The organism is Clostridioides sp. ZZV14-6387 (assembly GCF_020657835.1).
In the GTDB taxonomy this organism is placed as follows: Bacteria; Bacillota; Clostridia; order Peptostreptococcales; family Peptostreptococcaceae; genus Clostridioides; species Clostridioides difficile_A.
Genome location: NZ_JAGWCW010000019.1, coordinates 17565 through 37557, shown reverse-complemented (window position 1 = coordinate 37557; position 19993 = coordinate 17565). Strand labels below are relative to the sequence as shown.

The window sequence follows — 19993 nt, the reverse complement described above, 5'->3', positions numbered from 1 at the left end:
TATTGACATTAAATAAAACTAAAAATTGAATTTATATAAATTTATAGGAGGCCATTTGTATAAAATACAGTTATAGCCTCCCCTTTAAATTCAATTTATTTAAATATTACAGTTCAGCCTTCCATAATCCATGTAAATTACAGTAAGCATATGCAGAAATCACTTTATCATCATCATTCAAAGCAAATTTAACTATAGGTTCTCCATCTACTGTTAGACATTTACGTTGACCACCTTGCTCAGTCATAAGATATACCCATGCTATATGATGTTCTTTAGTCATTGGATGAGCAACACTACTTATTTTTACAGTAACATTATTTCCTTCTACTTCAATCACAGGTACATGTTTTTCAACTGCTGCATCTGTTGTATTAGGAACAAGCTCTTTCATAGGCTTTCCACAACAGAAAACAGGTACGCCACTATTTTGTATCATTCCTACAATATTTCCACAAGTCTCACATATAAAAAATTTTTGTTCACTACACATAAACTCACCTCATTAATTATTTTTTAGAATTTGAAAGTTAACCTACTTGGCTACACTTTTCACAATTATTACAAATCCCTTTAAAACTTATGTTATAAGATGTTATTTTTATGTCTGTTTCCTCTGCTATTGATTCTTTTAAATTATTAAGAACATCAGATTCTAAATCGTACACCTCTCCACATACTTCACATATGATATGATAGTGATTATCTATTCTACCATCAAATCTATCTGGATTTCCTGGAATACTAACCTTTCTTATAAAGCCATGTTCTGTCAGCTGGGCTAAATTTCTATACACAGTTCCTAAGCTTAAATTTGGATTATCTTTTTTTAAATTTTCATATAGGTAATCCGCAGTAGGGTGAACCGGATTATTTAATATTTCATTTAAAATCAGTTCTCTTTGTTTAGAAAATTTCATAGTTAACATTCCTTTTTAATTATAATAATTTTTAATAGTTTTCAGCTTTTATATTGAAGTAAGCCTTTGGATGGTCACATACTGGGCATTTTTCTGGTGCTTCAGTACCTACATAAACATGACCACAGTTTTGACATTGCCAAACAACCTCTTCATCTCTTTTAAATATTTTTCCTTCATTTAAGTTTTCTAAAAGCTTTAAGTATCTTTCTTCATGCTCTTTCTCTATTTTTCCAACAGCCTCAAATAAATAAGCTATTTTGTCAAATCCTTCTTCTTTAGCTTCTTTAGCAAATTTTGCATACATATCAGTCCACTCATAGTTTTCACCTGCTGCTGCATCTTTTAAATTTTCTTCTGTTGAAGGCATGCCATCATGTAAAAGCTTAAACCATAACTTAGCATGTTCTTTTTCATTGTTAGCAGTTTCTTCAAATATAGCAGCTATTTGATTATAGCCTTCTTTTTTAGCTTTTGAAGCATAGTATGTATATTTGTTTCTTGCTTCTGATTCTCCTGCAAATCCTGCCATTAAATTTTTTTCTGTTTTAGTTCCTTTTAAATTCATAATTAATTCCTCCCTTTTCAATAATAGTAATGATTACTATTTCTATATTTATATAATATATTAATTTCCACATTTTGTCAACTATATATAATATTCTTTTTTTTATTTAAATATTCTCATTTTCTAACATATTATTAAAAAAATATATTTTAGATTTATTCTCAGTCCATGAAATATTTTTTAACTACAATTTTTATTTCTTTTCTGATGTAAATACTTTTGAAAATTATGTTATATATATTTGACGAACTACTCACCTTGCCTACTTTTATATAAAAACAAAGAGATAGTGAATATTCACTATCTCTTTAAGTAATTTCCTTATTAAAATTTAATTAATTCTTGTTTTTGTTATCAGATTACTAATATACTAAGATATTCTAACAATTTTCATCTAATTCTCCTAAAATCTTATGAATATGAATCATTAAATATAATTCCTCTTGTTTAGGCAATTTTCTAGAATACTCCTTGTATATATAAGCTCCTATCTTTTTTACACATTCATACTCTTCCTTACAATTTTTTTGAACTTGCTCATAAATAAAATCTATCTTTTCTTTTGATGGTTCATTGGCTAGAAATCTTTGTGAAAATGCCTTTAGATGCATTACAAATCTCCTATAATAAAATGACTCTTTATTATATACAATAGAAAAGTGATAATGAACTATCTGCAAAATAGCATTTACAATCTTAGCACTTCTCTTATTTCTATCACTATAGGGATTATCCTGTTGTGCATTTATAAAATGACCTGCTATATTACCAATTTCCTCTTCTGGTAACTCTAAGCCAAGAACCTCTTTAAAAGCAGTAATTGCATATCTTCCTATATCATATTCTTTTGGGTTAAACTCTTTTATTTCAAACAAATAGTGATTCTCAATCATTATACCTTCTTTAAAGCGTCTCACTGCAAAGGCGATGTGGTCAGTTAAAGCCAAATATATATGGTTCATAAGTTTTAAGTTATATTTTTCTATTCCATATGCGATTATCATTTGAGCTATACCAAAGTATTCTGCATCTATTTCTGATGCAAGTTGTATAATACTCTTTTTTGTATTTTCATCATGAAGAACAAAGGTCTTTTCTATATCTTCTTTATTCAACTCAGACCCAACCTTATAATTGTGACCAATACCTTTCCCCATCAATATTATTTCTTCGCCATTATCATCCTTTGCAAGTAGCAATGAATTGTTTAATACCTTTGTAATATACATACTAAAACCCTCAATATATATTTATGTTTATTTTGTTATTCCATTGTTCTCTATAACTTCTTTATACCAGTAAAAACTATCTTTCTTTATTCTTTGTAAGTCTAAAACTTCATGGTCTGTTCTATTTATATAAACAAGTCCATAACGCTTATTAAAACCTTGTGAAGAACTTAAAAGGTCTGTAAATGACCATGGACAATATCCAATCATCTCTACACCATCTTCAATAGCTAATTTACATGCATTTATGTGACTTCTTAAATAATCTATACGATAGTCATCGTGAATTTTTCCTTTTTCTAATACATCTTTAGCTCCAAGTCCATTTTCAGTTATTATAACAGGTAAGTGGTATCTTTGCCAATATTCATTTAAAGCTACCCTAAGACCTGATGGGTCTATTGATGCTCCATATTCTGAAGCTTTCAGATTAGGATTCATCGACATTTTAAATAATCCATACATACTAAAATCAACAGTTCCTTCTCTTAAGCCAAATGGATGTTGCGAATCCTCAGGTAAGGCTTCTGCACAATTTGTTCTATAGTAATTTACAGCTATAAAATCCATTTTAGATTTTCTAAGTATTTCTTTGTCCCCTTCTTCCATATGAGGAATTATATTTCTTTTTTCAAGGTAATTCATATAATATCCTGGATATTCTCCATAATGATGCATATCAAGCATATAGTACACTTTAAAGTTATCATTCATTCTAGCAGCATACACATCTTCTGGCTTGGATGTAAGAGGATATGTTACAGATGATGATACAGCTGCTCCAATTTTACTTCCTTCTATCATTTCATGGCATGCATTAACTGCTAATGCATGTGCTAGACAAAGGTTGTAATCCATCTGAGCACGCATCTTATCTATCTTCCATGGGTCTGTTTCATCATATATATTAATTCGCTCCTCTACTCTAACAATTAGATTCTGTTCATTATGAGGTTGCCAATACTTTACTCTATCTCCAAAATACTTAAAACATATTTTAGCAAACTTTTCAAAAGCATAAACAGTTTTTCTACTTTCCCATCCATTGTATTTCTCTACTAGTGCAAATGGAAGGTCAAAATGGTATAAAGTTACAAATGGTTCAATATCACACTCTATTAGTTTATCTATTATCTTGTTATAAAAATCTATACCCTTTTGATTTATCTCTCCTTCACCATCTGGAATTATTCTAGCCCATGAAATTGAAAAACGATAGGTCTTCATCCCTAAATCTTTCATTAATTCAATATCTTCTTCATAGTTATGATAAAAATCTGATGCTATCTTAGTATCTGCTTGTAAATGAGATTTTTTAAAAGAATTGTAGTCAGCTACGGTTTTGCCTTTATTATCTTCATCCCAAGCTCCTTCTACTTGAAATGCAGAAGATGATGCTCCCCATAAAAAATTTTTTGGAAATCCTGTACTCATAAATATTTCTCCTTTTACATTAATTATTTTCTTTATTAATTCATTGCAGTAAGCTCACTTTTTTAATATACTTGATTATTCATTTTTTACTTATTTCTAGTTAAATTAACTTAGTTATTAGCTAATACTAATGAAATAATATTATCATTAGTAGATACATAACTAGGCTTACAAGAAACTACTTGTCCAAAATCAAATGTATTATTTACTATAACTGGTGTAGTTACATCATAACCAGCCTTTTTTATTTTATCTATATCAAAGGATATAAGTTTATCGCCTCTCTTCACTAAATCTCCTTGATTGACATGTTTTGTAAAGTATTTACCATTTAACTCTACTGTATTAATTCCAACATGTATTAACATTTCTGCTCCATTATCTAGCTTTAATCCTATTGCATGTAATGTTGGAAATAAGGAAGCTACTTCACAGTCAGTAGGTGCTGTTATTACTCCTTTTGTAGGTAATACAGCTATACCTTCTCCCATAGCTTTTGATGCAAATACATCATCCTTTACTTCTGATAACTCTATACATTCGCCCTCAACAGGAGAAGTTATATCAATAACACCATCTTGTGTTTCTATTTTTATAACTGAACTCTCTTCTTTTGAAACTTCTTCTAAATATTCAAATCCAATTATATAAGTTGAAATAGCTGACCCAAAAAATGCTATAGCACAACCTCCTAAATAACTTAAAAATCCTAATGTACCTGCTTCAGCATATACAGGTATAGTTAAAACACCTTGGTTTGCAAATGCGTTACCATAAGCTCCACCCATTCCCATTATGGCACCTCCAATTGCACCACATATTACAGCACATACCATAGGTTTTTTCAGCCTAAGATTAGCACCGTATATTGCAGGTTCAGTTATACCAAATAGAGCTGTTATAGTTGCAGACATAGAAATTGTTTTTAGACCTTGATTTTTGGTTTTGAAGAATACCCCTAGAGCAGCTCCTGCTTGTGAAAAGTTAGCAGCTCCTGCAAATGCCAATAAATTTTGTCTTCCTGTCTGAGCAACATCACTTATACCTATTGGTAACAATGCTCTATGTGCACCAAATATAACCAACACACACCATAAACCACCTACAAAAGCTCCACACAATGCAGGGCTTAGTTCATAAATATACTTATAAGAAAAGTTTATTACATTTCCTATATATATCCCAATTGGTCCAAATAGAAATAATGTTGCAGGTAGCATTATAACTAATGATAGTGTGGGAACCATTATTATTTTGATTACTTCAGGGATATACCTTTCTAATACTTTTTCAACATATGAAAGAGCCCATATAGCAATAATTATTGGAATAACAGATGATGTATATGTAGCTTTAGTTACTACCAGCCCTAAAAATCTAACTGTCTCTTCACCTGCCATCAAAGTTGTAAAAGCAGGATAACAAAGTGTAGCCCCTAGTACCATTGATATTATTTTATTTGCATTAAATACCTTAGCCGCAGTATATCCTAGTATAATTGGCATAAAGTAAAATATGGAATCAGCCATGGCATTTAAAATGATATAACTTTGAGTTTCTTTTATATCCACTCCATTTTTATTCATATAATACATTGCAAGGACTGATAAAATACCTTTAATCATACCAACTCCTGCTATAGCAGGTATTGTTGGTGTGAATATACCAGCTACTGCAGATAATATCGAATTCATTATACCTTGTTTTTCCTGATTTTCATTTCTTTTACTTACTTCATTTGTTTGAGGCACCATTTTTATGACCTCGTCGTATACTTTTTTTACTTTATTACCAATTACAACTTGTATTTGACCCATACTCTCAACAACAGTTATTACTCCTTCTGTCTTGGATAACTTTTCTTTATCCACTTTAGAAGAATTCCTAACCTTAAATCGAAGCCTTGTCATACAGTGAGTCACTTCATTTATATTCTCTTTTCCTCCTACGTTTAGTAGAATTTCTTGAGCTATATTTTTATAATCCATAAAAAATCCTCCATTTTAAATTATAGGCTTTTTGTTTTATGGCCATTTAAACAAAAAAATCGAACCAAATAAATAGATTATACCCATAGTACCCTATAGATAATCTATAAAAATTGATTCGATCTTGCCTGCATTACCAGTAACACGTCTACTGTTATAATATTCAAATTTGTTAACTTAATATTAACACAAGCGTTTTCTTAATTCAACTATAAAATATAATTTTTTAGTAAATAATAATTATATATTTAATTTATTTTTTAATCATAAAATACTTGATTAAAAATTCTAAATGGTATATTATTTGCATTATAAAAATACCATTTGGAGGATAATATGAAAAAAATATCTAATCAAAAACTACTTTTACTTATTATTGTTGCATTTTTCTGGTTTTCGCAATATGTATACATACCATTTCAAAATCCATATTTGAATGCCTGTAATGTGTCTACAAACATGATAGGTATAATAATAGGTGCCTATGGAATCTCACAATGTTTACTAAGACTTCCTGTTGGAGTCTTTGCTGACTCAATAAATAAACATAAAATATTTATACTGTCAGGAATTTTCTTTGCTGGTTTAGCCTCTCTTATAAGAATCTTTTCTCCTGGAGGTAGTGGTTTTCTTATAGCTAATATTCTATCTGGAATATCATCATCAACTTGGATTTCTTACATGGTCCACTACACCAACTTTTTTTCTGTAAAACATCAACAAAAATCTACAAGCATAATAATATTAGTAAACAATCTAGGGATGTTAATTGGATTTGTTATGAGTACTTTATTTTATGAAAAATTTGGAATGACAACTCTATGTATTATGAGTGTATCATCTTCAGCTATTGGAACAATCCTAGCTTTAAATATAAAAGAACACAACTCAAATAATATACTAAAAAAAATATCTATTAAAGACTCTCTATATATATGTATGGATAAAAGACTTATATTTTTTTCTTTTATGGCATTGATTCAACAAGGTATTCAAATGTCTACAACGATGTCATTTACTACTCAAATTCTTAAAGACTTAGGTTCTAGCTCTACCCTTATAGGTCTATCCTCTATATTTTATATGTTGTGTGCTGTTGCCTTTTCTGGATTTGCATCTACTAAATTTTGTACCAAGTATGGGCCTAAGTTTTGGATTCCTCTAGTATTTCTTTTTATTTCAGTTTATTGTTTTCTAGTTCCAACAGTAAAAAATATTACTATAATTTTTATATTACAATTACTCCCAGGTATGTCTACAGGTATACTCCTTTCTTACCTTACTAGTGAATCTATGAAAAATGTACCAAAACATCAGAAATCTACTGCAATGGGATTCTTTCAAGCAATTTATGCTATAGGAATGTCTATATTTCCAATGTTAGTTGGTAAAATATCAGATTATATTTCAATGCAATATGGTTATTTTACCTTAGCTATTATAGCTATAATGGCTTCTATCTTATCTTATACATATTATAAAAAACTAGATTTAACTCTTAACTATGATATAATACAATCATAAAAAAATTATATGTTTAGGAGTTCTTATGAAAAACTTAAATGCCACTGAAAAAATTATTGATTATATTAAATTAAATATTTTAAATGGAACTTTTAAAATTAATAGTAAATTACCAAGTGAGAGAAAGATTGCTGACTTGTTTAATATAAGTAGAATCCCTGTAAGAAACGCCATAGACATACTCTGTAAAGAAGGAATACTTAGGGCTATACCTTACTCAAGCCCTATAGTTGAAGGATTCAAAAAAATTGACCTGTTTGATGATAATGAAGTATATAAAAATCACAACATACAAGAATTTTATGTTGAATCTTTAAGGTCAAGACAACTTATAGAAAGTGAAGCTACAAGATTGGCAATTTTAAATGCTACTACTAAAGAACTTCAAAAAATAAGACATGCCTATTTGAAGTCAGTAGAAGAACTAGATAAGGTTTCTCAAGGTTTTATAGAAGAATGTTATGATGCTGACTTACAATTTCATAAGGAAATAATATTGGCCTCTCATAATCCAATTTTTATAAAATATTATGAGTTAATACCTAAAACAGTGTCTTCTAACCAATACTTTGGGTTTAAATATAGAAACTCTTTACAGGATATGATTAGCCATCATAATAATATAATAATAGCCTTCGACAATAAAGATTCTGACTTAGGTTACACATCAATGTACAATCATTTGGAAGATGTTATTCAGTTATTTCAACATGATTAAGCTTATACTTTATTTTAAATCTATTTTATAGAAAATCTCAATTTTAAGTAAATTGGGATTTTCTTATAAAATACATAAAAAGGCGTCGCCCTATTTTTAGTGCGACACCCACGATTAATTTAAGTCTATTAAAATTTCACTTACTATAGATTTTGCATCTTCTATTATATATTTTGGATCAACTTCATAAAATTCTCTATCTATGAATCTGTCAATCTTATCTATACTTTCTATAGAATCGCTTGTAACAAATAATACAATAGATGCATCTTCTATATCATAAATTGAAAGTTCATTTTTTATATTATCATTCTCTTGAATTTCATAAACTAAATCAAATCCTAAATCATTTGCAGCTTCCTTAAGAGAATTTAAACTTCTTTCACTTTCACAAACTGCTACTATCTTTTTATTCATATTTCAAATACCTCACTAATTCTACTCCGGTACAATCATTACTATGCACTTTGCTTGTTTAACTACACTCGCTGTTACTGAACCTATAATTCTTGTAAGACCTTTTTTAGTAGATTTTGTCATAACTATAAAATCTACATTATCTTCTTTTGCTTTTCTAATTATTTCATCTCCTGGATATCCAAAAGTAAAGTGTACTTTAACATCATACTCACCCATTATCTCTGCTGCTTTATCCAGGATTCTTCTTCCTAAGTTCTCAGAATTCTTTATTTCTTCAGCCAGGGATATGCCATCAATAAATACTAGTTCTTTTACATTCATTATTTCTACTTCGACTTCATCTTTTTTGAATATTCCTTGTATAAATTCCAAAGAATGCATACTTCTCTCTGTCCCATCAATTGGTACTAATATTTTCTTTTTATTCATGTCACATCTTCCTTTCTTACTTTAGAATAATTAAGTAAAATATATATTCTAAGTTATAAAAATATATAATAAATCTTTACTTTAGGAATTAATATTAATAATATGTATAATAATTTTAATATTTGTTATTGTGTTAATTTTATAATATATAACTGACAGTGTCAATGAACAAAATTGTAATTAAAAAAATAAAGGATATTAGTCTACAAGTGCGTTTCCTCTCAATAGATTTTTCAAAATATCTTCTGGAACTGGCTTAGAAAAATAATAACCTTGTAAATATTCACACTCCATAGTTGCCAAGTCTTCAGCACATTCAGCAGTCTCAACACCCTCTGCTACAGCTTTCATGTTCAATTTATTTATAAGAGCTATAATAGTTTCAACTGTAAGTTTGTGCCTGTCATCTTCATTCATAGACCAAATCAAACTCTTATCTAACTTAATTATTGAGAATGGCAAAGAAAGCATATTAGTAACTCCAGAATAAGCAATTCCAAAGTCATCAAGTGAAAACTTAGCTCCTAAATCAATCAATCTTTCCATCGTTTCTTTAATTATATTAAAAGAACCTAATGCCACAGTTTCTGTAATTTCAAGTTTAAACTTAGTTGGTGATACATTGTATTTATCCATAAGATAAAGTAAATCATCAGCCAAGTTTTTTTGCATACACTGCACTACAGAAAGATTAACAGCTATATTATCTAATTTCAAATCTTTAAAATCATCACTAGCTACAAATTTACATACTTTCTCAAAAACTACTAACCCAATTGAGTTAATCAACCCTGTTTGTTCTGCAATTGTTATAAATTCATCAGGAGGTATAAATCCTAAGTCTTTATGCTCCATCCTAAGTAATGCTTCAGCTGAAGTAAATCTACCTTTACTATTAGAGAATATTGGTTGATAGTACACTTCAAATCCATCATTTTTTAATGCCTCTTTTAAACAATTTTTAATCACATGTTTCCTCTTTATTTTCTCACTTATAGCTGCATCTGCATAAATAACATGCTTTGACTCAGAACGCTTTGCCTCATGTATAGAGAAATCTATAGCAACTATTACATCTTCTGTTGTCTCAGCATTTTCGGGATAATAAACAACAGCAATACTAGTTGCCAAATTAAAATTTATCTCTTCTACTAACCAAGGCCTTTTGAATCTTTCTTCTATTTTTTTAATAATCTCCTCTGGCTGTATACCTAGTTGACTATTTACAACAATAGAAAATATATCTCCACCTATTCGGTATACATGGTTTACATCATGTATGTGAATCAAATATTTTCCAACTTCTTTTAATGCAATATCTCCATTTTTAGTCCCAAAAGTTTCATTCATAAATTTAAAGTCATCAAGTGCAATTGTAATAATAAATCCTGATTGTTCAGTATTGATATTTAAATCTAACTCTTGAATAAAAGATTGTCTATTGAGTACACCAGTAAGGTCATCAATAATAAGACCTCGATTCTGCATAGAAAGATATGTCAAAAGTAAACTGCATGCACATGCAGCTCCTGTAAGAAGATACTGTAAAAATATTGCCTGTAATATAATTGCTACAACTGAAACTATAAGAAAACCTCTAATAGCCCATATTTTTGATTCATGCATCGCTTTTCTATATTTAAAAGACAAAAATGCTGAATATATTGCATAAAAGAAAAACGATGCAAAAGTTGCAACATATCCATAACCTCGTATATAACCTGTTTCTTTTGACAATCCAAATAGAATATGTGTAAAAGGATTTGTGATAGATAAGATTATACAAATTATGAGTGGTATAGATAAAAATAATAATCTTTTTTTCATATACCTTATATCTTGATAAATAATAGCCATAACATAAAACGATACAAGTGCTGCTGGTATTGGCAATAATAATAAATATACTTGATTCAATAAAACAGTAATAAAAATTGGAATTTCATCTACATTATTTAGGCAAAATGAGCCTAAAATATTTGAAATTATAAATAAAAATGAGAATATTAAAAGTGCACAATATATTTTGTTTTGTAACGTAGGTATAAATTTACTTCTAAAAAAATATACCATTAAAAAAATAACTATAATTGCAGAAAAAATTTCATATTCTATATGCCATACCATAAACTTCCCTCACTATTAATGTTTAATTTTAATTATTTTAATAATATAATTGATTTATAATTATATCATAATCTATCTTGAGTAATTTTATGGAAAAATTTTTATTTTATAACTTTTACACCAAATCCCCACTAAAAATTTAAATTTATTATAATTCTTATCATGCATATAGAAATTAAGCAAATAGTTCTTTTGCTTTAGTAGCAATTCTTTCGCCAAATATTATAGCCTTCTCATTTTGTACTTCTGGTCCTTCAACTGAATGTACATGTCCCAAATGTATAAATGGTTTCCCTAAAGAGCCTCCTCCAGAGTACACAAGCATACCTTTTACCATCAAGTGACCTACTATAGTAAGTATCGCAACATCTGGACCTCCACATACATAGTCACATGTAGCAAAAACTGCCCCCAATTTTCCAGCTAAGTTGACTTTTCTTGAGTCTTCATCAAACCATTTTTTTACTTCCCAAGTTGTATTTGCTAAATAAGTTGGTGTTCCAAATATCACTGCCTTACTTTCACTTAAATAATCTGAGTCAATATTGTCAAATCTCATGAGTTTAACTTCTACACCATCTACTTTTTTAGCTCCATCTTCTATCATCTTAGCTACCTTTTCTGTGTTTCCACTTCTTGTTTGATATAATATGGTAATCTTCAACTTTAATTCCCCCTTATTCAATAAAAATAATTTATTATAGTCAAATTATAGCACTAATTTTGCTATACTACAAAGAACTAGTCGATTATTTTTTTGTTAATTATTCAATTAAAAAAGTACCTAAATTTATTTCTTTAAAAGATACCTAAACTCACTTTTAACTTGCTTATTTCAATTTCTACTATGTCTGATATATCTTGAAATGACATTCCTCTATCGTAAAGTTTTCCTGCAATTTTGATTTTTGCATTTTCTTCTCCCTTTTTAATCAATGCTCTGTTTTCTTTTTCTATTACATTTCTAACATAGCGTTTTGCAAATGGCTCATTATTATCACATAAAACTTTATATTTTTCTTTATTTTCTTTTACAAAACTAAGTGCTCTTTTATCTTGTTTTATAGCTTCTGTACAAATTTCTTCTGTTTGCTCTTTTACAAATTTTAATGCCATTCCGTATTGTCTCACTGCCTTTAAACATATACCAATAGTTTGTTCCTTTACAAATTCTAGCGCCATTCCATTTTGTCTTACTGCTCTTAAACAGATTGTTTCTGTTTGCTCTTTTACAAATTTCAAATCAAGCCCATTCTGTCTCACTGCTTCCATACATATTTCTTCTGTTTGATTTTCTACCCATTTTAGATTGTAACTGCAATGCTTAACTGCTTCCATACATATTTTTTCTGTTTGTTTTTTTACCCTAGCTAACCCAAATTCACTATTTCTTACTGCTTCTATACATATTTCTTCTGTTTGTTCTTTTACATATTCCAATGCAGCACCATTTTTTTCAACAGCCCTTAAGCACAATTCCTCTGTTTGGTTTTCTATGTATTTTAATGCTGTTCCATCTTGATTAATGGCTAACATACAAATTTCTTCTGTTGGTTCTTCCACAAATTCTAACATTCTCCAATCTTGTTTAACTGCTTCTAAACATATTTTTTCTGTTTGATTCTGAACACATTTTATTGCATTACAATTTTGTCTAACAGCCTCTAAACATATCTCTTCTGTTTGATTTTTTATGTATATTAAATTCAATCCATTTTTTCTTACTATTTCTAAATATTCATCTTCTGTCTTATTATCAAAATCATCATTATCTATTGATTCAAATATATCATTTTTATTTTCTTGCATATCCCAAACTCACCCCTTATAAATTTTATAAAATTCAATAAATTTACTCTTATTTTTATTCTATCAAAGAATATAAAAATTTTTGAGTCTTGTTTTTTTTTACACAATCATTTGTATGTTAAAAAATAAATTAATTACCTTAATTCCAGTATACAATACCCAAAATATGTGGTATATTTTAACTATAATATATTTTTATATATTATTGTCAGAATATTTAAAGTTAAATTTATATAGAATATTTTTATTTATATATCACTTATGTTTGGATATATTTTTCTTTTTTCTTTTTTAGTTTTCGGGTTAGTAAGGGGTTAGTAATTTAGGTTTTCATAGGATATTATTTTTACAATTAGTTTTATTTTATCTAATTTATATATCTTATCATTAATAAAACTAAATATGATTTAAATAATTCCTTGAGATAAATTTAATAAAACTTAGAATCCTTGTCTAAGCTTAAAACACTAAAATTATTGGGAGGATATAAATGATGGACCAAATTAAACGCTTACAGGAATTGCAACAAAAATCATACTTGACTAAAGAAGAATTTGAGGAATTAAAAAACAGCACATATATTGAAAAATTTGAATTAAGAGATGAATGTGATAACTCTTACATTTATACATTTTATACTAATGACAAATGTAATGATATAAAATTTATAAAGTCACAATTTATTGTTACACTTATAAAAATCGGTTTCTTATGTGAGTGTGGCGGTGTATTTAGACAAAAGAAAATAGTTGATGAATATGATTACGGATATAATGCTATATATAAATGTGATTCTTGTGGAAAAGAACTTGATAAAGAAGTAGAAAATTATGATTAAATAACAACCTATTCAAAACAGCTTTTGTAAAGACTAGATAAAATTCACTTTGAATTTGGACTATAACCCTCTTAGAAGACAGTTAAAATACGTAAATCTGTCTAAAACTAGGAGGGTTTTGTTATGCCCAAAACAATTAAATCATATTTAAATGCTGAAATTACTTTAATTCAATTTCGTACTTTTTTATTTTCTTATATAAAAGACTTTTATGTATTCCCATAACTTCTGCTGCCTTGGAACATTTCCAATTATACTTCGTTAACACATCAATAATTAAACTCTTCTCATAATTTTCCACCATTTCATGAATTGAGCAATTACTGTCCACATTACATTGAGCCACTCTACTGATATTATCCATTTTAGATGGAAGGTCACACATCATAATGACCATATCATCACTTACAGCATAAGCACTTTTTATTACATTCTGTAGTTCTCTTATATTTCCTGGCCAAATATAGTTAATAAAACAATTTTTAACCTTATCACTTAAAACCTTCAATTCCTTATATTCAGCATTTAATTTGTTTAATATATAATTTGCTAACAACAAAATATCATCTTGTCTGTCCTTTAATTCCAGCATATGAATATTTATTACATTTAACCTATAGTATAAATCTTCTCTAAATAATCCCTCTTCAACCATCTTACTTAAATTCTTTCTTGTAGCAGAGATTACTCTTACATCTATCTTTATCGTTTTAAGACCTCCAACTGGCTCTATCTCATTTTCCTGAAGAACTCTTAAAAGTTTTGCTTGCATGGTCAAAGGCATATCACCTATTTCATCTAAGAAGATAGTACCATTATTTGCAACCAAAAACTTACCTTTTTTGCCTCCCTTTTTTGCTCCTGTAAAAGCTCCTTCGTCATATCCAAATAGCTCTGATTCTAATAGTTCTTCTGGTATTGCAGCACAGTTTATACTAACCATAGGCTTGTCTGCTCTACTGCTATTATTATGAATTGCTCTAGCAAATACTTCTTTACCTGTACCTGTTTCCCCTGTCAAAAGTACTGAGAAGTTCGTTTTAGAAGCTTTCATACCTGTTTTCTTAAGTTCTATGAAATCTTTATTTTCACCTATAAGCTTATCAAAGCTACATTTATCCTTAAATTGTTCTTTATAATATTGGAGTTCCATATATTCTGACATTAATTTTTTAGCTACATCAAATGATTGTAATCTAAATTTAACTTGAGCTACACCTGCAACCACTTCTCCACTGTCATTTTCCACATAAGATCTACTTACTATTACACTTTTTTCTTTTGTTTCTCCACCTGAGTAATGGTGTATAGCTCCTTCTTCACAATATTTATCTCTCATAACATCTAACATTTTTGTATTTGGTATAATAATTTGTATATTATGTCCTATTATATCTTCTTTTGCTTTCCCTAAGAAATCACAATATTTATCATTAATATCTATGATTACTCCATCTTTATCTACAACAATAAAACCATCATCAGTCATGGATAATACTCTTGCAAATATATCCTTATACCAGTGCTCTTTCATTGTTTCATCCCTCCACTATAACCTTCAGCAAAAATAATAAGTCTTACAATACAATATTATAAGACTTACCATTCTATATATTCAATGTTTTCTAAAAGTTACCTATTTAATGACTCTATCATTTCAGGTAGGATTTCATATAAATCCCCTACAATTCCATAGTCACATATATTGAAAATAGGTGCTTTTGAATCTTTATTTATAGCAACTATATACTTAGAATCACTCATACCTGCTAAATGCTGTATTGCTCCAGATATACCACATGCAATATATAACTCTGGTCTAACAGTAGTTCCTGTTTGTCCAACTTGATGGGAATGCTCTATCCACCCTGAATCTACTGCGGCTCTTGAAGCACCAATCTCTGCCCCTAATTTATCAGCCAATTCCTTTATTAATTCAAATCCTTCTGCCCTCTTTAATCCTCTTCCTGCAGAAACTATTATTCTAGCATCAGTTAGATTTATAGATTTCTTTTCTTGTGGAAGCATTTCTACTAATCTAGTTCTAATCATTTTTTCAGTAAGTCCTGGATTAACAACCTCTAAAACTCCATTCTCTGATTCAGTTCTTATAGCTTTTGCCATAACTCCTGGACGAACAGTTGACATCTGTGGTCTATTTTTAGGACAAACGATAGTAGCCATTAAATTTCCACCAAAGGCTGGTCTCGTTTGTAATAATTTATTGTCTGTTAAATCTATTTCAAGTTTTGTACAGTCAGCAGTTAGACCTGTTCCAATTTTACCTGCAATTCTAGGTGCAATATCTCTTCCTATAGAAGTAGCTCCAACTAGTACCACCTCTGGCTTTTTCACTTCAATTAAATCTGCAATTGAAATTGCATATCCATCAGTTGTGAAATCTTTAAGAAGAGGGTCATTGATATAATATGCTTTATCGACACTATAGTGAAGTAATTCCTTCACTTCTTTATCTACTTCATATCCAGCTATTACAACTGAAAGCTCTTTTCCTAATTGGTCAGCAAGCTTTCTTCCCTCACCAATAAGTTCTATAGTAACTGGATTAATTTTTCCTTCCCTTTGCTCTCCTATTACCCAAACTCCATTATAGTCATTTAAATTTATACTTTGATTAACTTTTGCTCTCATCATCTTAACACTCCTATACTAGTTTCAAATCGAATAGTATTTCTATTAACTTTTCAGCTTTTTCTTTCTTATTTATACCTTCGATTATTTCATTATGTTTGTCTTTAACTGGTACAAACGACTTGTAAACATTTGTAGGTGAACCCTTTAATCCAATTTGAGTTGTATCAACATCTAAGTCTGAAAGTGTTAACACAGTAATTTTTGCATCTCCATTATTGTAAGCTTCTAAGATTCCTTTAACACTTGGATATCTTGGATTATTTAACTCTTTTATAGCAGTTAATAAAACTGGCATCTTTGCTTCTATTAAGTAATCTCCAGTTTCTGTATAACGAGTTACTAGTAGTTTATCACCTTGAACCTTTACTTCTTTTGCATAGGTAACCTGTGGAACTCCCAAAAATTCTGCAACCTCTGGTCCAACCTGAGCTGTATCTCCATCTATAGCTTGTCTTCCACAGAATATTACATCATACCTTCCGACCTTCTCTATAGCAGCAGCGATAATTGTAGATGTAGCCCAAGTATCTGAGCCACCAAAAGCTCTATCTGAAATTAAATATGCCTCATCAGCACCCATCGCCAAAGCTTCTTTTAAAGCGTTTTTAGCTTGAGGAGGTCCCATGCTTATAACCTTAATCACTGCTCCCAGTTCATCTTTTATTTTTAAAGCTTCTTCTAAAGCATTTCTATCATCTGGATTGATTATACTTGGTACACCATCTCTTATTAGGGTACCTGTCTCTTTATTTATTTTAACTTCATTAGTGTCTGGAACTTGCTTTAAGCAAACAACTATATTCATAATCTTCCTCCTATCCTAGTACTGCTCTTGAAATAACAACCTTGTGTATTTCTGAAGTACCTTCATAAATTTCTGTTATCTTAGCATCTCTGTACATTCTCTCTAATGGATAATCTTTCATATATCCATATCCTCCATGGATTTGGAGAGCTAGATTTGTAACTTCTCTTGCAGTACGTGATGCATTGTATTTTGCCATGGCAGCTTCTTTAGTGTGTTTTTCGCCTCTAGCTTTCAAATCCGCAGCATAATATACTAACAATTTTGCTGATTCCACCATAGTAGCCATATCTGCAATATACCATTGAATACCTTGCAAAGCTGAAATTGGCTTGCCAAATTGAACTCTTTCTTTAGAATATTTGATACTTTCTTCTAAAGCCCCTTCAGCAATTCCTACAGCTTGAGCTCCAACTCCAATTCTTGCACCATCTAGACAAGTCATAGCTATGTTGAAGCCTTTTCCTTCTTTTCCTAATAGGTTACACTTTGGAACTCTACAGTTATCAAATATTAATTCTGCAGTTTCTGAACCATGTATACCCATTTTTTCTTCAATTTTTCCTATTGAGAAACCTGGAGTACCTTTGTCAACTATAATAGCAGACATCCCCTTTATTCCCTTTGATGGTTCTGTCAATGCAAATATTATTAATGATTCTGCTTGACCTCCACCAGAAATAAAACACTTAGTTCCATTTAAAACATATTCATCAGTTGTTTCATCAATAATTGCAGTTGTTGCAGCTCTTGCAGCATCTGAACCAGCATTAGGTTCAGTTAAAGCAAAAGCTCCTACACACCCACCTTCAGCCATCATTGGAAGGTATTTCTTCTTTTGTTCCTCAGTACCAAATTTCAAAATAGCTTGAGCATATATTGTGTGTATTGATAGTATTGCTGCAGATGCTGCACATTTTTTGGCAACCTCATTAACAACAATTACCTTTTCTATATCTGCTCCACCAGAACCTCCATATTCGACAGGTGTCCCAATACCATTAAATCCTATTTTAGCCATTTTGCTAAAAAGTTCTCTTGGGAAAATACCAGTTTTATCTGTTTCTGCAGCTATTGGTGCTATTTCATTCTCTGCAAATTCTCTTGCTACTCTTTGAAGCATTACTTGGGCTTCTGTTAATCTAAAATCCATAAAATTTCCTCCTATTTATTAACATAGTTCACATGTTTCTTTATTCATTGCTACAATTCCAGATTCAATTAGAGCTTCTATATCAGAATCACTGTATCCAAGTTCTCTCAATATCTCATCTGAATGTTCTCCTATAAGTGGAGCATCACAAGTCATATTAACTTCAATATTTCCAAACTTAACTGGAGTGGATGCAAGCATTGTCTTATTTCCATTTTTACTTGTATGTTCATATATATAGTTATTAGCAATAGCCTGTTCATCAGTTACTACATCATTAACATGCTGAATTCTTTCATGGGCTATATCCGCAGTAGTAAGCTTTTCAACCATCTCATTTTGAGTAAATTTTGCAAACTCACCATCTAAAATATTAATAAGCTCTGTAGCATTTTTCTTACTTTCTACTGAAGATGCAAATCTCTCTTCTTTTATCAAATCTTCTCTTCCAAATAATCTGCAAAGTGCCTCAAAATATCTTTCATGTTCTAGGATACTTAAGAATATCCACTTTCCATCCTTACAACGATAAGAATTTATTACTGGAGAAATGGCATTCTTTCTAGTTTTTGGATACTCATCACTAAACTGTGTAGATGCCAATAAAGATGATGCATTCCATATTGCTTGTCCAAACAAAGATGCCATTACCTTTTGACCTTTTCCAGTCTTAGCTTGTTGGTATAAAGCTGCACATATACCTCCAGATAAGCTACAAGAAGTTGTTGCATCTCCAAAGGCTATAGGTGGGTTTATTGGACTTGTATCCTTCTCTGCTATATCAAGCATAGCTCCACTTCTTGCCCAAAAGGCAACTGTATCAAATCCTGCATTGTCCTTAGCAGGTCCAAAATCACCAAAACCATTTATTTGTCCCCAAATAAGATGTGGGTGTTTTTTACTTAATGATTCATAGTCAAGACCTAGCCTTTTTAATGCTCCTGTTCTATAGCTTGAAACAAACACGTTTGCTTCACTTAAAAGCTTATCCATAATTTCAATTCCAGCTTCACTCTTAAGATTTATAGACAAGCCTCTTTTATTTGAATTATATGTACTGTAAAAAGGATTATTATAATCATCTATTGGCATTGTCATTGTTGCCCCTGTCTTTCTTCCTGGGTCTCCAAAGCTTGGCTCTACTTTAATTACATCCGCACCCCAGTCAGCTAATATTTTAGAAGTTCCTGGACCTGCTACAAAATATGTTAAGTCAATTACCTTAACACCTTCTAATGGTTTATTTAACACTTTTAATTCCTCCTTATACTGTCGATTTGGTATTTTAAATATTTTATTTATAGTATTAAATCATAAAATTTACTGTACATATTTTGAAAATTAGTTTTACAATATCAAAATATAATGTATATTTT

At 29.8% G+C, this 19993-nt stretch carries 19 protein-coding genes; 3 read left to right on the top strand and 16 right to left on the bottom strand.

Annotated features, from left to right (window positions below):
* Positions 1-106 precede the first annotated feature (106 nt).
* From KGF38_RS13030 to KGF38_RS13005, 6 genes are all read right to left on the bottom strand, one after another.
* Complete coding sequence (locus tag KGF38_RS13030) at positions 107-493, bottom strand: desulfoferrodoxin family protein (RefSeq protein ID WP_054269447.1); 387 nt, start codon at positions 491-493, stop codon at positions 107-109.
* Positions 494-530: 37 nt separating this feature from the next.
* Positions 531-920, bottom strand: coding sequence for a Fur family transcriptional regulator (locus KGF38_RS13025; protein ID WP_054269446.1), 390 nt, complete (start codon positions 918-920; stop codon positions 531-533).
* Positions 921-951: 31 nt separating this feature from the next.
* Entirely contained in the window at positions 952-1488 is a 537-nt protein-coding gene (gene rbr / locus KGF38_RS13020) for a rubrerythrin (RefSeq protein ID WP_074179207.1), read from the bottom strand.
* A 380-nt stretch (positions 1489-1868) separates the two neighbouring features.
* Positions 1869-2717: a PRD domain-containing protein gene (locus KGF38_RS13015; RefSeq protein ID WP_074179206.1), complete on the bottom strand. Its 849-nt coding sequence runs from the start codon at positions 2715-2717 to the stop codon at positions 1869-1871.
* 27 nt (positions 2718-2744) lie between these two features.
* Positions 2745-4151 carry a glycoside hydrolase family 1 protein gene (locus tag KGF38_RS13010; RefSeq protein ID WP_054276090.1) on the bottom strand — a complete coding sequence of 469 codons (1407 nt, stop codon included), beginning with the start codon at positions 4149-4151 and terminating at the stop codon, positions 2745-2747.
* A gap of 110 nt (positions 4152-4261) precedes the next feature.
* Positions 4262-6139, bottom strand: a complete 1878-nt coding sequence (locus KGF38_RS13005) for a beta-glucoside-specific PTS transporter subunit IIABC (RefSeq protein WP_074179205.1) — start codon at positions 6137-6139, stop codon at positions 4262-4264.
* 336 nt (positions 6140-6475) lie between these two features.
* Here KGF38_RS13005 and KGF38_RS13000 point away from each other — a divergent pair, with 336 nt between their 5' ends.
* Positions 6476-7663 (top strand): MFS transporter, encoded by a 1188-nt coding sequence (locus tag KGF38_RS13000; RefSeq protein ID WP_074179204.1) that lies wholly within the window; start codon positions 6476-6478, stop codon positions 7661-7663.
* A gap of 25 nt (positions 7664-7688) precedes the next feature.
* Positions 7689-8381, top strand: a complete 693-nt coding sequence (locus tag KGF38_RS12995) for a FadR/GntR family transcriptional regulator (protein ID WP_054269445.1) — start codon at positions 7689-7691, stop codon at positions 8379-8381.
* Positions 8382-8495: 114 nt separating this feature from the next.
* Here the strand turns inward: KGF38_RS12995 and KGF38_RS12990 are convergent, their stop codons facing one another.
* The 5 genes from KGF38_RS12990 to KGF38_RS12970 all read right to left on the bottom strand — a co-directional run bounded on the left by KGF38_RS12990 (position 8496) and on the right by KGF38_RS12970 (position 13166).
* On the bottom strand, positions 8496-8798 hold the full coding sequence (locus KGF38_RS12990; protein WP_021383628.1) for a PTS Lactose/Cellobiose specific IIB subunit: 303 nt from the start codon (positions 8796-8798) through the stop codon (positions 8496-8498).
* A gap of 21 nt (positions 8799-8819) precedes the next feature.
* Positions 8820-9230, bottom strand: coding sequence for a universal stress protein (locus KGF38_RS12985; protein ID WP_054269444.1), 411 nt, complete (start codon positions 9228-9230; stop codon positions 8820-8822).
* A gap of 198 nt (positions 9231-9428) precedes the next feature.
* Positions 9429-11357 (bottom strand): EAL domain-containing protein, encoded by a 1929-nt coding sequence (locus KGF38_RS12980; RefSeq protein ID WP_054269443.1) that lies wholly within the window; start codon positions 11355-11357, stop codon positions 9429-9431.
* A 175-nt stretch (positions 11358-11532) separates the two neighbouring features.
* Positions 11533-12021 (bottom strand): flavodoxin family protein, encoded by a 489-nt coding sequence (locus tag KGF38_RS12975; protein WP_054276085.1) that lies wholly within the window; start codon positions 12019-12021, stop codon positions 11533-11535.
* Between the two features lie 134 nt (positions 12022-12155).
* A complete protein-coding gene (locus KGF38_RS12970; protein WP_054269441.1) occupies positions 12156-13166 on the bottom strand; it encodes a DUF4116 domain-containing protein in 1011 nt (336 codons plus the stop codon).
* Between the two features lie 490 nt (positions 13167-13656).
* Between KGF38_RS12970 and KGF38_RS12965 the strand changes: the two genes are divergently transcribed.
* Positions 13657-14004, top strand: coding sequence for a hypothetical protein (locus tag KGF38_RS12965; RefSeq protein ID WP_223153301.1), 348 nt, complete (start codon positions 13657-13659; stop codon positions 14002-14004).
* A gap of 160 nt (positions 14005-14164) precedes the next feature.
* Here the strand turns inward: KGF38_RS12965 and KGF38_RS12960 are convergent, their stop codons facing one another.
* The 5 genes from KGF38_RS12960 to KGF38_RS12940 form a co-directional block, all read right to left on the bottom strand.
* Positions 14165-15538 carry a sigma-54 interaction domain-containing protein gene (locus tag KGF38_RS12960; protein ID WP_074179203.1) on the bottom strand — a complete coding sequence of 458 codons (1374 nt, stop codon included), beginning with the start codon at positions 15536-15538 and terminating at the stop codon, positions 14165-14167.
* A 98-nt stretch (positions 15539-15636) separates the two neighbouring features.
* Positions 15637-16656 carry an electron transfer flavoprotein subunit alpha/FixB family protein gene (locus tag KGF38_RS12955; protein WP_407814548.1) on the bottom strand — a complete coding sequence of 340 codons (1020 nt, stop codon included), beginning with the start codon at positions 16654-16656 and terminating at the stop codon, positions 15637-15639.
* Positions 16657-16669: 13 nt separating this feature from the next.
* The gene (locus KGF38_RS12950) at positions 16670-17464 is read right to left on the bottom strand and encodes an electron transfer flavoprotein subunit beta/FixA family protein (RefSeq protein ID WP_074179202.1); all 795 of its coding nucleotides are present in this window, start codon (positions 17462-17464) and stop codon (positions 16670-16672) included.
* Between the two features lie 10 nt (positions 17465-17474).
* Positions 17475-18617, bottom strand: a complete 1143-nt coding sequence (gene acrC, locus KGF38_RS12945) for an acryloyl-CoA reductase (RefSeq protein WP_054269437.1) — start codon at positions 18615-18617, stop codon at positions 17475-17477.
* Positions 18618-18635: 18 nt separating this feature from the next.
* Complete coding sequence (locus tag KGF38_RS12940) at positions 18636-19868, bottom strand: CaiB/BaiF CoA transferase family protein (RefSeq protein WP_054269436.1); 1233 nt, start codon at positions 19866-19868, stop codon at positions 18636-18638.
* Positions 19869-19993: the final 125 nt, after the last annotated feature.

Coding starts and splice junctions, on each gene's coding strand:
- KGF38_RS13030 (WP_054269447.1), bottom strand. CDS start 493: ATGTGTAGTGAACAAAAATTTTTTATATGTGAGACTTGTGGAAATATT.
- KGF38_RS13025 (WP_054269446.1), bottom strand. CDS start 920: ATGAAATTTTCTAAACAAAGAGAACTGATTTTAAATGAAATATTAAAT.
- rbr (WP_074179207.1), bottom strand. CDS start 1,488: ATGAATTTAAAAGGAACTAAAACAGAAAAAAATTTAATGGCAGGATTT.
- KGF38_RS13015 (WP_074179206.1), bottom strand. CDS start 2,717: ATGTATATTACAAAGGTATTAAACAATTCATTGCTACTTGCAAAGGAT.
- KGF38_RS13010 (WP_054276090.1), bottom strand. CDS start 4,151: ATGAGTACAGGATTTCCAAAAAATTTTTTATGGGGAGCATCATCTTCT.
- KGF38_RS13005 (WP_074179205.1), bottom strand. CDS start 6,139: ATGGATTATAAAAATATAGCTCAAGAAATTCTACTAAACGTAGGAGGA.
- KGF38_RS13000 (WP_074179204.1), top strand. CDS start 6,476: ATGAAAAAAATATCTAATCAAAAACTACTTTTACTTATTATTGTTGCA.
- KGF38_RS12995 (WP_054269445.1), top strand. CDS start 7,689: ATGAAAAACTTAAATGCCACTGAAAAAATTATTGATTATATTAAATTA.
- KGF38_RS12990 (WP_021383628.1), bottom strand. CDS start 8,798: ATGAATAAAAAGATAGTAGCAGTTTGTGAAAGTGAAAGAAGTTTAAAT.
- KGF38_RS12985 (WP_054269444.1), bottom strand. CDS start 9,230: ATGAATAAAAAGAAAATATTAGTACCAATTGATGGGACAGAGAGAAGT.
- KGF38_RS12980 (WP_054269443.1), bottom strand. CDS start 11,357: ATGGTATGGCATATAGAATATGAAATTTTTTCTGCAATTATAGTTATT.
- KGF38_RS12970 (WP_054269441.1), bottom strand. CDS start 13,166: ATGCAAGAAAATAAAAATGATATATTTGAATCAATAGATAATGATGAT.
- KGF38_RS12965 (WP_223153301.1), top strand. CDS start 13,657: ATGATGGACCAAATTAAACGCTTACAGGAATTGCAACAAAAATCATAC.
- KGF38_RS12960 (WP_074179203.1), bottom strand. CDS start 15,538: ATGAAAGAGCACTGGTATAAGGATATATTTGCAAGAGTATTATCCATG.
- KGF38_RS12955 (WP_407814548.1), bottom strand. CDS start 16,656: ATGAGAGCAAAAGTTAATCAAAGTATAAATTTAAATGACTATAATGGA.
- KGF38_RS12950 (WP_074179202.1), bottom strand. CDS start 17,464: ATGAATATAGTTGTTTGCTTAAAGCAAGTTCCAGACACTAATGAAGTT.
- acrC (WP_054269437.1), bottom strand. CDS start 18,617: ATGGATTTTAGATTAACAGAAGCCCAAGTAATGCTTCAAAGAGTAGCA.